Genomic DNA, 13,090 nt, shown 5'->3' with positions numbered 1-13,090 from the left:
AGCCTTATGCGCCGAGTTTACCCCCGGCGCGCTTTACTGTCCATCGATTAAGGATATCTTGTATCCATAAGGATAACAGATGTCCTTAATTAGGAGCAAAGCCATGACCCAGCGCCTCAACTACGCCCAGCAGTCACCCGAGTTCTTCAAGAAAATCTCCGACTTCAGCCACAGCCTGAAGGACAGCGTCATCGAGCAGACAATCCGCGATCTCGTCAATCTGCGGGCTTCGCAGATCAACGGCTGCGCGTTCTGCGTCGACATGCATGTGAAGGAGGCGAAGATCCACGGCGAGAGCGAATTGCGCCTCTACCACGTGGCAATCTGGCGGGAATCGAACCTGTTTGCGCCGCGCGAACGCGCAGCACTTGCCTGGACCGAGGTGCTGACGAAATTGCCCGAGGGCGGCGTTCCGGACGAGCTCTATGAGCGCGTGCGCGGCCAGCTTTCGGAAAAGGAGATCTCCGATCTGACCTTCTCCATCATGGCCATCAACGCCTGGAACCGCGTCAGCGTCGCGTTCAAGTCCGTGCCCGGCTCGGCCGACAAGCTCTATGGGCTCGACAAGGCCGGGCTCAACTGAGCCCGCAGCAACCGTCATGCACGGCGGCGCGATGGGCGCCGCCGATGGAGGATCCCATGAAAATCGTCATCATCGGCGGCACCGGCCTCATCGGTTCGAAGACGGTCGAACGCCTGCGCAAGCGCGGACACGAGGTGATTGCCGCCTCCCCGAACACCGGCGTCAATACGATCACGGAAGAGGGGCTCACCGAAGCGCTCAGCGGCTGCGAGGTCGTCGTCGACCTCGCCAACTCCCCCTCGTTCGAGGACAGGGCGGTGCTCGAATTCTTCGAGACGTCGGGCCGCAATCTGCTTGCCGCCGAAAAGGCTGCCGGCGTCAAACACCATATCGCGCTTTCCGTGGTCGGAACCGAGCGGCTGCAGGAAAGCGGCTACTTCCGCGGCAAGCTTGCGCAGGAAAAGCTGATCGAGGCCGGTGGCATCCCCTACACGATCGTGCACTCGACCCAGTTCATGGAGTTCCTGAGCGGGATCGCGCAATCGGGAACCGTCGGCGACCTCGTGCGTCTGTCGCCGGCCTATGTGCAGCCGATCGCGTCAGACGATGTTGCCGATGCCATGACCGACGTGGCGCTCGCCGATCCCGTCAACGGCACGATCGAGATTGCGGGTCCGGAGCGCTCGCGCCTCAGCGATCTCGTCGCCCGCTATCTCAGGGCGATGGGCGACAATCGCAAGGTCGAGCCGGACCGGGAGGCGCGCTATTTCGGCGCTCTGCTCGAGGACGGCTCGCTTGTTTCCGACAACAATCCCCGCCTCGGCCGCATCACCTTCGAAGAGTGGTTCGCAACGGCACCCCGCAAGTAACCGAACCGGAGGCGCGCGCGTCGCGCATCTCCCTCATCTGAAAGGATTTTCGACATGATCAAGTCTCTCCTCACCACCCTCGCCGTTACCGCAACCCTGTTCGGGACCGCCGTCGCCGGTGACGCTGCCAAGGTGACGCTCGTCTATGAGCATGAATTGCCGAACGTTCCGGGCAAGAGCATTAAGGGCGTTCTGGTGGAATATGGGCCTGGCGGCTCGTCCGATGCGCACACCCATGCGAGCACGGCCTTCATCTATGCGACGGTGCTCGAAGGCTCGATCCTCAGCCAGGTCAATGATGGTCCAGTCAAGGAATACAAGGCCGGCGAGAGCTTCTCCGAGATGCCGGGCGACCGTCACGGCGTCAGCGCCAACGGCAGCAAGACCGCGCCCGCCAAGCTGCTGGCGGTCTTCGTCGTCGACACCGCCGAAAAGGAACTGACCTTTCCGATGACGAAGTGACGCCATGCCAAGGGCCGACTGCCGATCGCGCAGCCGGCCCTTCTTTCGGCCCAACCGTTGGGGCCAGCCAAGTTTGCCGAGCATCTGCCGGCGCAGGCCTATCTCTACGCTTCGCCTGCTGAAACCGCGGCCGGCGCCGCTCATCCGGCGCGTTCTAGCACCCAGGCAAAGCTTCGCTTCGAGAGATCGGCGGGAATTTCCTTCGAGAGGATTTCCATCAGGTCGGACAGGCGCACGCTTCGCAGCTTGTCGCGCCAGGCTTCGTCCGCCTCCCACATGATGCGCGCCACCGCACAGGGGGTCTCGTCGCAGTAACCAGGCGCCCGACAGGGATTGTTGGCCCGGATATTGGTACAGACGAAGGTGCGCGACCGGCCTTCGACCGCCTCGACGATATCGAGGAAAGTCAGTTCCGCCGGCGCTTTCGCCAGCCGGTAGCCTCCCGAAGGACCGAGGGTCGTGTGGACGAGGCCCGCCTGTGACAGGCTCTGCAGCGCCTTCGACAGATACTCCTTCGGAAGTCCGTGGAATTCGGCCAGCGCCTTGGTCGATAGGTAGCGGCCCTCGGGCAGGCCGGCGAGAATGGCGCAACAGTGCAACGCCCATTCGACTTGGCTCTTAAGGATCATACGCTCTAACGATCTTTTTTTCGTCCGGCAGATGCCGCCCGCATCTATTAAGGACAAAAAATATCCCTATTTTTTCCCTGTGTAAACAGCGCCGTCATGTGCAACAGGAGGGATCATGGTCGTTGTCGTCGGCTTTCTGCTTGTTCTCAGCATCCTGCTGCCGCTTGCCTTCATCTGGCGACTGTGGCGGCTGAATGAACCGACGCGGCTTGGCTGGCTGCTGGCGCTTGCAGAGACCGTCGTGCTGCTCACCCTGATCGGACTTCTCAACCGCTGGGACATCGCCGGCTTCTGGACCCGGGCGGCGCTGGCCGCGCTCGCGGTCGCGGCGTCTTTGGTTTCGTTGCCCCGACATTGGCGCCGGCCCTGGCTGTCGCTGGATCGCGGAGCATTGGCGCGCAGCCTGGTGCCGACCGTAGCCTCTCTTTTCGTCTTCGGTGCAGCACTCGCCTATGTCGCCTGGGGCATCGGCTCGCAGCACGGTCCGCGCGGGCTATCGTTTCCGCTGGCCGGTGGTCGCTTCGTCGTCGCTCAGGGCGGCGGCATCGGCGTGCTCAATCATCACAGCGATCACCCGGTGCAACGGCATGCCCTCGACATCACGGCGATCGGCGACGCCGGCTTCCGGGCGTTCGGCCTGCTACCTAGGGATCCCGCTGACTATGCCATCTTCGGCAAGACCGTCGTCAGCCCGTGCGAGGGAGAGATCGTCGCGGCAGTGGATGGGCTGCCCGACCTGCCCCCGCCCGAGGCGGATCGGGGCAACCCGGCTGGAAACCACGTGATCGTTGCCTGCGACGGCATGCGGGTGGAACTGGCGCATCTGCGCAAGGGGAGCGTGACCGCCTTGATCGGGGCGCGGGTTCTCGCCGGCGATCCGATCGGCGCTGTCGGCAACTCTGGCAACAGCACGGAGCCGCATCTGCACATTCATGCCGTCGATGCCGGATCCGGAAAGGCTGTTCAACTGTCCTTCGACGGGCGTGTTCCTTCCCGCAACGCGCAATTCGCCAGGTGAGAACCGATGCGTGGTTGAGCGGGCGGTGCTTTACACGTTCGATCTGAACGGCCAAAGATAGGCCGCTCACGGGAGGAGCCCGTTCATGGACATCAGCACCATGGCTGCCTTTGCGGCCGTCACCTTCATCGCGGTGGTCACGCCCGGCCCGGACGTGATCCTGGCGATGGCCAATGGCTCTCGTTTCGGCATGAAAAAGGCGGTTGCCGGGATGATCGGCGTGCTTCTTTCCGACTTCTTCCTGATCGCCGCCGTGGCAGCCGGCCTCGGCGCCATCCTTGCCGCGTCGGAGTTCTGGTTCTCGGTCGTCAAATATGCGGGTGCCGGCTATCTAGCCTGGCTCGGCTACAAGATGCTTCGGCCCGGTAGAGCCGAGAAAGCGGAAACGCAAGACGCCGAAAACGGCGATCTCGTTCGCACGGAATCCGCGCTTGCGATCTGCCGCCACAGCATGATCGTGGCCATCACCAACCCCAAGGCCTACCTGTTCTTCTCCGCACTGCTGCCGCAGTTCATCAACCCGGCCGCGCCGCAACTGCCGCAGTTCCTGGCGCTTACCGCCGTGTTCACCGTCGTCGAGTTTGCCGTCATGTTCGGTTACGCCCTTGTCGGCTTCAAGACGACGCAATTTGCCGCCTCGTCGATGCGGCGCTGGATGGAACGAGGCTGCGGCGGCGCCTTGCTTGTCTCGGCTGCCTCGCTCGCGCTGGTAAAGCGCGTCAACGGATAGGCGGCGGGTCGCGATAACGGGGTGCCCGGCCGATCGTTCGTTTTCGGGATGCGGAAGGTTCAGGAGCCGGTGGGCCGCCGTGTCGCAGCACTGCTTCTGGCAGGGCTTAATGATAGAAGCGTCGCCGCCGTTCCGGCGGGTGCGATCGAGCCCGCTGCAAACTGCGGCACGCCCGACGGATCATCCGACCAAACGCTGTTTCTGCCGGCGGCCTTCGCGGCATAAAGCGCGGCGTCGGCGGCGGAAATGATCGCGTGCACATCCTTTTGCCGGTCGGCAAAGGCAATGCCGATGCTGACCGTTGCCGACAGCGCGCCCTTGGTCGTGCTCAGCCGGCGCGCTTCGAGCGCGGTGCGAATGCTGTCGGCAATGGCGATCGCGTCGGCGCGATCCGCCTGCGGGAGGCAGGCGGCGAATTCTTCCCCGCCCATGCGCGCGATCAGGGCGTCACGCGGCACGGCCTTCGAGAGGATCCCGGCAAATTCCACGAGCACCTGGTCGCCCACCGCATGGCCGTAGCGATCGTTGATCACCTTGAAGTGGTCTATGTCGAGATAGAGCAGTGCTCCCTTGGCCGGTTGCGTGGCGAGATGGGTCTCCAGCTGCGCAAGGAACGAACGGCGGTTCGGCACACCCGTCAGCGCGTCGGTCTCCGAGGCGAGCTTGTAGCGTTGCTGGGTTCGCTCCTTGACCATGGCGAAGAAGGCGAAACCACCGGCGAGGCTGTGAAAAAACAGCTCGAAGGTCAGCAACTGGTACCAGAGCGGCTGCGAAGTTCCCGCGGCCGTGTTGCCGGCGAGCGGCCAGATCAGGATCAGCGGGATGCGGGCGAGATAGAGCAGGCCATGGGTGGCGAACACGAAGGCGACGATGTAGGAGCTCGGGAGCTTGCGGAAATTCTCCGAGCGGAAGATCTCGTGCGCGATCAGCGCCGAATAGGCGAAGATCAGGATCGAGTAGAGCACGATCCGGCTTGTGACGCTCTCGCGAACATAGTCTGAAGAATAGGTGACGACGATCCACAGGAGCGGCCCGACGAGCGCGGAGGCGATCTTGAGCGGCTGATTGTCAAAGGCGCGCAAGCCCAGCCAGATCATCGCGAGCCCCAGCACCGCGAGCGCGTTGCCGAGCGAGATGGTGATGAAGTTGTAGCCGTCGCCGCGCAGCGTCAACAGGACGAAGCCGACTGCGCCGATGGCGAAGGCCAAGGACCACAGAAGCAGTTCGAGGCTTTTGCGCTCCTGCCGCCAGGCAAAACCGAAGAAAGCGGCGAAGATCACCAGCGTTACGAACGAACTGAGCATGATCGTCGGGGTATGCAGGATGTCCACCATCGTCTCCTGATGTTCGCGCGAAACCATGCCCGACAAGCGTAAAGCTTTCGCAAATGACGGCATTTGGTGGCGTGCGCGGCTCCGGGCAATCTGTGCCAAAACGGCGGTCGCGTAGGCAGGAAACGGGTTGAATTCGGCGGCGTCCTGCACGATTTTTGAGGGAGGCGTACAAGTGGAGGCGAGGCCGATGGGTCAGGCGATGCATCGTTATTTCATCTTTGAGACCGCGGCCGGTTTCTGCGGCATCGCCTGGAACGATGTCGGCATCACGCGCTTTCAACTGCCGACCGGCACGCTAGAGGCGACCGAGCGGCTGTTGCTGCGGCGGCTGCCTTCCAGCGAGGCGTCGGAGCCGACGCCGGTAATCCGGGCGGCGGTGGAAGCCGTGCGGCACTACTTCGAGGGCAGGGAGGTCGATTTCTCCGGCTTCGCGGTGGATCTGCAAGGCCAGGATGAATTTTTCCTGCGCATCTATGCGGCCGCGCGGGCGCTGCGCTGGGGCCAGACCACGACCTATGGCGCGCTTGCCAAGGAACTGGGCGTCGGGCCGGAAGCAGCACGCGATGTTGGCCAGGCCATGGCGAAGAACCCGGTATCGCTGATCATCCCCTGCCACCGGGTGCTGGCCGCCGGCGGCAAGATCGGCGGGTTTTCAGCGCCGGGCGGTTCGACCACCAAGACGCGCATGCTCGAACTGGAAGGCGTCCATTTGGAGGAGCAACAGGCCAAGCCCGCACAGCAGTCTTTCGGCTTCTGAGGTGAGGCTGCTCCAGCGCGTGGCGCCTAAAGCCTGTCGCGTCACAAAGGATTCACACGCCAGACTGTAAGCTCTTGTTTTTATGCGTCTCGTTGCCGCAAAACCGATGCACAGTTTTGCGCGACATGCATTAGCCTTTGGAGCGCTGCTCGGCCTCGCGTGCGTAAACCGCGAGGAAGGCCTTCCCCATCAGCGAATTCTCGTTCTCGATGCTCTTTCGCAGGACCGCGGCGCGGGTTGCCTGAATGGCCCGGTCGTCGGGTGCGGCTGCGCTGGCGAATTCCACGAGTTGCACCGCGAGGCGAAAATTCCCAGCCTCCGATAGGTGCGTGGCCCGCTCCGCAAGCTTTTCGGCGCCGCCGGCAAGAGCGGCCAGTTCCGATGCGAGATCGGCAGTCCTCGGCGGCTTGAGATGGGCCGCGTCACCATCGAACCAGCCGGCATAGAAGTGATAGATGCCGCGGACGAGGAATTCCGGGTCGTCGTATTTCGCTGCCAGATAGGGCTTGCCCAGATATGCCTCGGGCACCTTCACCGCATGCAGAACCGCGTCGAGGCTGGCGCCCCTGTTGAGGAGCGCGAGCGTTTCACGCACGAGATGCTCGAGCGCCTCTGCCCCGTGGCGCAGCATCTCGGCCGCGCGCTCTTCGCCAAAGACGACCGGACCGTGACCGGGAATGAGGACCGCCGGAGCGAGCGCCTCCATCCGCCGAAGTGCCGTCGCCCAATCGGCTGCATAACGCTGCACCTTGCGCGGATTGCCGGCGTTCGGAAACACCCAGATGACGAAATCGCCGCTCGCAAGGACACGTCGTTCCGGTAGCCAGACGAACGTGGCATCGTCGGTTTCGCCTCTGCCGTGAAAAAGTTCGATCCGCTCGCCACCGACGGACAGTGACAGGGTATCGTCATAGACCGCGTCCGGTCGCCGCTGACCGATTGGGTAGATGTAGCCCGGTTTGTTGAACTGCTGGCTCTGCGCGATGCTGTTGTAGCCATGCGAAGCCTCGTAGCGCTCCATCCGCCGCTTCACGTTGCGGTGGGCGACGATCCGCGGGCGCGCTAGCCCACGCGCATCCGCTTCCTGGTCGATGACCGTGATCCCGCTGGTATGGTCGATATGGCCATGCGTGAAGATGACGGTGTGTATGGGGCTGTCGTCCCAGGAGCGTATGACGTCGAGGGTCTGCTTTGCCGTTTCCGGCTTCGCGGTGTCGATTAGGACCAGACCTTCGCTGGTACGGATGGCCGTCACGCTGCCGCAGAAGTAGGTCGTGTGGACGGTGATGATGTTGTCGGCGACATGGGTGATGGCGCCGTGCGAGACCGCGGCGGTCCATTCTTCCATCTGAGCCGTGCCGTCCCACAGACGCTCGAACAACGGGTCGTGTCTCATGGTCTTTCTGTCCTCGAAGCAATCGCCGACAGCTTTAGCATTGCCGGCCGTGGTTGGAAGCCGGCACGTGTGGTCTTGTGGACATGCCTCAGGTTTTGGGCTGCATCATCTGAGACGCTCGCTCATTGAAGAAGCTTGAACAGCTTTCCCAAAGTGCCGCTGTCCTGTGCCGGTTGCTCGGCTTCTGCAGCGGGTTGCTGCTCCGGCTGCGGCGTTTCCGGCGCCGGCTGTTCGGCAGCCGTGTCGGGCGGAGCTTGCCCATCGACGGGCGGTGCCGCCTCGGGCTCGGTGCCGCCACCGCCGATGATCTGCTCGATGGAGAGCTCGCTGCCTTCGTCCTTCGGCTGCTTGCCGATCGCACCGCTGAGGATGTCGCGAAGCTTTCCTCCCTTGCCGTCCCCGGACAGAAGCTCATCGAGCCCCAGCTTGCCGGTCGGCAATCCGAGCTTCTTCAAGGTCGAAAGCGCGGCATCGGGGTTTTTCAGAAGGCCCGAAAGGTCGGGATAGATGCGCGGAGCGGCAAACGACCCTTCGATGACGACGGGCACGCCGATGCCTTCGGTGGCGATGTCGGCACCCTGGCCCTGCAAGGATGCGACCACGCGGGGATCGAGGCGGAAGTTCAACTGGTCCTCCGGCAGGTTTGCCTCGCCTTTGCCGCTCATCCGCACGAGCGGGCCGACGAGCTTGATGTCGTCGGTGCGCGCAACGCCGTTCTCGATGGCAAAGGATGCCCCGAGTTCGGTAAAGCCGGTCGCCTTGTTGTCGTTCTGCTTGAAGCCGGAGGACATCAGGCCGACGAGATTGTTGTAGACGTCGGCAACGTCGATCCCGCGAATGGCGCCGTCGGAGAAACGGACCTCAGCCGTGCCCTTGAGCGATCGCTTGAGCGTGCTGGTCGTGCCGCCGGCGCCTGCAATGTCGAACGTCGTCTGCAGCGCGCCTTCGAGATGCTTGAAGTTTGCAAGGTCGGTGAGCAGTGGTGCGGCCGAGGCGCCCGATATCGAGGCCTTCACGGCGATAGACGGCTCCGTGCCGGATCCGTCGGCGGTCAGGCTCGCGGCCACCTGGCCGCCATAGAAGGGGCTATCCGGAATGTCGAGGTTCGCGATGCCCTCGGAGATCTTCAGGGAAGTTGCGACCGGCCCGACGACGACGCGGCCGTAGGCGAGTTTTTCGGCATCGACCTTGATGGAGGCATCGATGGAGCGAAGTGCGGACAGATCCAGCGGACCATCCGGGGCAGGGCCACCACTCGCTTTGCTTTTGGCCTTCGCCTGCGGCGCGGCCGAAGGCGCGCCGGCCAACCGCGCGAGGTCTAGTTCCTTGAAATGGAGCGCGCTCGAAATTTTGAGCGGTGTCCCGAGTTCGACCGCGCCATTGCCGCTTCCTTCGACCCCGTTGACCGAGAGCGTGGCCTTCTGGAATGCGACGCCCGCAGCGCTTGCCTTCACGTCGCCATTGAAGGCGAATTGCGTGATGCCGCCCGCGTCGGCCTGACCGATCCAGGCAAGAAGCGCTCGCAGGTCTGCGGCCGCGAAGTTCAGCTTGCCGACGTAGCTGCCCGCAAGCGCCGCCTTGCCATCCAGCGCAAGCGTCGCTTCCTTCGAGCGCAGGTCGAGCTTCAGCGGGATGTCGCCCGCACGGGCATTGGCGTCCATGAGCAGGTCGCGGATCGGTAGGGTAAGATCGATCTCGGCCGGTTTGCCGCGCCACTCAAGGCTGCCCGCAAGACGCATTGGCTTGGCCAGGCCCTCGATCTTGAGGGCGAGTTTCTTTGCCTTCACCTCGGCCATGGCCGGATCGGCGATGCCGGGAATGACGATGGTCGCGTCACGCAGGCTTGCGCCGCCGGTCACGTTGATCGTCTTGCGCACAGAGTTCGCGCTCAGTCCGCGAAACGCGAAGGCCGTGTCCATCGTCACGGTTCCCGACAGCGGTACCGATTGGCCGGCCAGAGCCGCGAGTTTGGAAACGTCGAGCCCGTTGCTGACGACGCGGCCCTGGAAAATCGGCTCGGCGGCGCCGACGTCGGCGGCGAGATCGGCGGCAACACTGCCGGCGTCGATGCCGAGATGCTCGAGCCGCCCGGTCAACTGCCCGTCCTTGAGGGTCGCCGTCAGCGCGACGTCGGATGCGGAAATGTCACCAACGGCAAGGGCGCCGACATTGACGCTGATATCGGCGTCAAAACCGGCCAGCGCCTGCAGGCCTGCAGCTGCCTTGGCCTTGTCCGTCCGGCCTGCCGGTTCCTCGGGCTGCGAGGAGGATGCGGCCGTCTCGCCGTCATCGAGAAATGCGCTCAGATCCAGCCGCTCGGCGTTGAGGTCGGCGAGGAACCGCGGGCGGCTGCCCGGCACGAACAGCGCGTCGAGTCCGAGCGCTTCGTCGCCGATCGTAAGCTTGCCGCCGCGGATCTGGTAACCGCCATTGGCATTCAGCGCTACCTGGCCGCTGGCAGTCAGTTCGGTGAGCCCGGCCGCAAGCTGGGGCTCGGCCTCCAGGGAAAGGCTGAGTTCGGCAGGCTTGTGCTCGAGCAGCGGACGCAAAGGCGAAACGGCAAGCGTGACATCGTAGCGCCGGCCATCGACGCCGGCGCCGGCCGAGAGCGACAATTCGCCATCGATATCCGGAACGGCGAGCGTAAGATCGAGATCGCTGACGACGTCGACCGAACCGCCGGCGCCCTCCTGCCGCAGCGTTCCCTCGCTGATCGAGATCTTGTCGATGGCGCTTTTCTCGAGGAAGGCGACGAGGGCGGCGAGCGGATCGCGCGTTTCGCCCGTGCTCGCCTGTCCCGCCTCAGCCCCCCCGTCTTGCGCAACCGCTGCGGCCTCTGCCTTCGGCCGCAGCGCCACGACAGGGCGTACAAGCCTTACTTCCCTCACGTGCAGGCGGTCGGACCATAGCGAGGAGAGCGTCACGGAGCCCGCGACTTCGCCGATCTCGGCGGTCATGCCGTCGGCATCGAGCGAGACGTTTTCGGCCACCACCGCCAGATGCGGGACGACGGAAAGTCTGACCGGGCCGTTGAGCGCGATCGCGCTGCCGGTCGCGTTCGAGAGTTGCCGTCCCAGTTCGGCGCGCATCCAGTCGCTCGAAACGAAGCTGGGCAGGATCATGACTGAAACGACAGCGAGGACGCCGAGCGCCAGCAGGCAAAGAAAGAAACGCCGCATGTTTCCCCTCGTTGCGAAAGCGATTGATTCGGTATCGTTTTCCAGCGCGCGCCGTTTTGCAACTCCTGGGGCGATCTGCCTTCTCGTCGTACGGTTGCGCTATCGCGCGCCGACACCCTTTCCGGCGATGGCTGCATCGCCCATCTCGACGGCTGTACTCTCGGCCACGGCTGCCGGAGCGGCAACCGCGCGCGGACGATGCACGAGCGTGACCAGCACGAACGACAGGATCATCAGCAGATACCAGGCGCCGAGCTTTTGCACGGAGACCAGCGTCCAGCCGGCATGCTGCGAGGGATAGATCCAGGCCCGCGACCAGGTGCCGATGTTTTCGGCGAACCAGATGAAGAGGGCGACCAGCAGGAAGCCCACGAGCAGCGGCATGCGGTGGCGAAAGCGGAAGACGCGATAATGCACCGTGGTGCGAAGGAAGAGGATCGCGGTCAATCCGAACAGCGCGTAGCGAAGGTCGATGATGTAGTGGTGGCTGAAGAAGTTGACATAGATGGCAAGGGCCAAAAGCAGGGTCGCGATGAGCGGCGGATAGTTGCTGTAGCGCATGTCGAGAATGCGGGTCACGCGCGCCAGATAGGAGCCGACGGCGGCATACATGAAGCCCGAAAACAAAGGCACGCCGCCGATGCGGAAGAAGCTTGGCTCCGGATAGATCCAGGAGCCGACGGAGGTCTTGAAGATTTCCATCAGCGTGCCGACGACGTGGAAGATCAGGATGACCTTGGCCTCGGCGATGGTCTCGAGCTTGAAGACGAGCAGTGAGATCTGGATGGCGATGGCGCTCAGGAACAGGAAGTCGTAGCGGGCGAGACCACTACCTTCGGGCCAGTAGAATTTCGTTGCCAGCATCAGGGCCAGCATCGCGCCGCCGAAGAGGCAGGCGAAGGCCTGCTTGATGCCGAACACCAGAAATTCGGTCAGGCCGCCAAGGAAGCCGCTTGCCGGAAGCCGGTCGAGCACGCCATGCGCCGCAGCGTCGATGCGCGCCTCAAGGCTCGTAAACCGCCTCTCCTCGGGTTGTCCAACCATCCGCATCGCCTCCTTTTGCCGTCGCTGCTGCGATGGCCTGACAATGCGGTTGAATTGTGGATGGCTGGAAACCGGGCCGTGTGGAGGTGGCTGCCGCGCATCCGCCACCAGCGGCGGCAGCAGGATTGCGGCATGCCGTCGTCTGCGCTCGTGGCGGGTGATCAGCGCGGGAAGGCGTAGCGGTCGACGATCGCCCAGATTTCCCGGTTGACCTCCTGCAGCTGCTCGATCACCTCGTTGATCCGCGCGATCTCCGCCTCGTTGATCTGCTCGATCTTGCCGTACTTGATCGTGTCCTTGCTGTCGAAGATCGCCATCAGTTGCGTGCTCGCCTGATCGCCGGTTTCGTCGAAGGAATAGATGCAGTGGCTGTATTTGTTGCGGAGTTTTGCCTGCCGGCCAAGCTGTTGGGTAATCGAAAGAATTTCTTGCCGCTGCGCGGCAGGCGTCTTTCCCATCTTGGTCAGCCGCTCGACGAGTTCGATGCGGGCCCGCGTCGTGTTCAGCGTCAGGAAGATGACGATCGCGGTTTCCTTGTCGACCCGGGCGAGGCCGGCGATGAGGTAGATGAGCAAACTCTCCGTATTCGTCCACGTGTAGTTGAGTTGTCCGATTAAGAGGAGGATTTCGTGAAATCTTGCCATGGGCCTTCCAGTGCTCGCCGGTTGCCAAATGCCACACCACTGCTCGTCAGAATACTGCATTCCTGCGTCCAGTAAATTCGTTCTGACGATGGTCGCGCAGGCCCGGAAATGCGGCGCTCGGGCCCTCTCCGGCGCGTGGCCAGCCGTCGGGTGACGGCCATATTTTGCCTAGCCCACGGGTGAAGGTTTCTGCGTCTCGTCGCTAGCCCGCGAAGGTTAGCCCGAACTGACAACTTACAATGCGTGTCGGTTTTAGACAGAGTCTCCTCTGCAACCGGCGAGCAGGACGCACTCAGGCCCCCTTTGGGCAAGCTCTGCATCGAATGGAATACCCAGTTGGGAACCTGTTCCGGTCCTCTCGACCAAGTAAGGGGAGAGGCAACAAAAGCGATCAAAGTATCGACAGATGGGCGACTAGGCGCCCGGAGGAAAACACCGTTACTGAGTTCAACAAGTCCAACACGTAGCCCGCGCATGGCCCAAATCCGCGTAAGAGAAGAATGCG

At 63.3% G+C, this 13,090-nt stretch carries 12 protein-coding genes; 6 read left to right on the top strand and 6 right to left on the bottom strand.

What is annotated here, in order from left to right; all coding sequences use genetic code 11:
* Positions 1-103: 103 nt before the first annotated feature.
* The 3 genes from IB272_RS27065 to IB272_RS27055 are packed head-to-tail and all read left to right on the top strand — an operon-like array spanning position 104 to position 1,854.
* Entirely contained in the window at positions 104-583 is a 480-nt protein-coding gene (locus IB272_RS27065) for a carboxymuconolactone decarboxylase family protein (protein ID WP_060585561.1), read from the top strand.
* Positions 584-639: 56 nt separating this feature from the next.
* Entirely contained in the window at positions 640-1,392 is a 753-nt protein-coding gene (locus IB272_RS27060; RefSeq protein ID WP_060517706.1) for an SDR family oxidoreductase, read from the top strand.
* A 54-nt stretch (positions 1,393-1,446) separates the two neighbouring features.
* Complete coding sequence (locus IB272_RS27055; protein ID WP_060517704.1) at positions 1,447-1,854, top strand: cupin domain-containing protein; 408 nt, start codon at positions 1,447-1,449, stop codon at positions 1,852-1,854.
* Between the two features lie 140 nt (positions 1,855-1,994).
* On the opposite strand, the gene IB272_RS27050 is transcribed toward IB272_RS27055, so the two are convergent.
* Entirely contained in the window at positions 1,995-2,483 is a 489-nt protein-coding gene (locus IB272_RS27050; RefSeq protein ID WP_034787539.1) for an Rrf2 family transcriptional regulator, read from the bottom strand.
* 115 nt (positions 2,484-2,598) lie between these two features.
* On the opposite strand from IB272_RS27050, the gene IB272_RS27045 reads away from it, so the two are divergent.
* Both IB272_RS27045 and IB272_RS27040 read left to right on the top strand, forming a co-directional pair.
* Positions 2,599-3,501 (top strand): M23 family metallopeptidase, encoded by a 903-nt coding sequence (locus IB272_RS27045; protein ID WP_060517702.1) that lies wholly within the window; start codon positions 2,599-2,601, stop codon positions 3,499-3,501.
* Positions 3,502-3,586: 85 nt separating this feature from the next.
* Positions 3,587-4,231 carry a LysE family translocator gene (locus IB272_RS27040; protein WP_060604483.1) on the top strand — a complete coding sequence of 215 codons (645 nt, stop codon included), beginning with the start codon at positions 3,587-3,589 and terminating at the stop codon, positions 4,229-4,231.
* 59 nt (positions 4,232-4,290) lie between these two features.
* Here IB272_RS27040 and IB272_RS27035 read toward each other — a convergent pair whose 3' ends face one another.
* Positions 4,291-5,562 (bottom strand): GGDEF domain-containing protein, encoded by a 1,272-nt coding sequence (locus tag IB272_RS27035; protein WP_192445446.1) that lies wholly within the window; start codon positions 5,560-5,562, stop codon positions 4,291-4,293.
* A gap of 190 nt (positions 5,563-5,752) precedes the next feature.
* Between IB272_RS27035 and IB272_RS27030 the strand changes: the two genes are divergently transcribed.
* Positions 5,753-6,322, top strand: a complete 570-nt coding sequence (locus tag IB272_RS27030; RefSeq protein WP_060517696.1) for a methylated-DNA--[protein]-cysteine S-methyltransferase — start codon at positions 5,753-5,755, stop codon at positions 6,320-6,322.
* 130 nt (positions 6,323-6,452) lie between these two features.
* Here the strand turns inward: IB272_RS27030 and IB272_RS27025 are convergent, their stop codons facing one another.
* From IB272_RS27025 to IB272_RS27010, 4 genes are all read right to left on the bottom strand, one after another.
* The gene (locus IB272_RS27025; RefSeq protein WP_089042962.1) at positions 6,453-7,718 is read right to left on the bottom strand and encodes an alkyl sulfatase dimerization domain-containing protein; all 1,266 of its coding nucleotides are present in this window, start codon (positions 7,716-7,718) and stop codon (positions 6,453-6,455) included.
* 122 nt (positions 7,719-7,840) lie between these two features.
* Entirely contained in the window at positions 7,841-10,897 is a 3,057-nt protein-coding gene (locus tag IB272_RS27020) for an AsmA family protein (RefSeq protein WP_192445445.1), read from the bottom strand.
* A 99-nt stretch (positions 10,898-10,996) separates the two neighbouring features.
* Entirely contained in the window at positions 10,997-11,941 is a 945-nt protein-coding gene (locus IB272_RS27015; RefSeq protein ID WP_090297114.1) for a DUF817 domain-containing protein, read from the bottom strand.
* A gap of 161 nt (positions 11,942-12,102) precedes the next feature.
* The gene (locus IB272_RS27010) at positions 12,103-12,585 is read right to left on the bottom strand and encodes a hypothetical protein (RefSeq protein WP_051659098.1); all 483 of its coding nucleotides are present in this window, start codon (positions 12,583-12,585) and stop codon (positions 12,103-12,105) included.
* Between the last annotated feature and the right edge of the window lie 505 nt (positions 12,586-13,090).

The organism is Ensifer sp. ENS08 (assembly GCF_014852195.1).
Taxonomy (GTDB): domain Bacteria; phylum Pseudomonadota; class Alphaproteobacteria; order Rhizobiales; family Rhizobiaceae; genus Ensifer; species Ensifer adhaerens.
The sequence above is the reverse complement of the archived record's forward strand: the minus strand, read 5'-3'. Positions and strand labels throughout refer to the sequence as shown.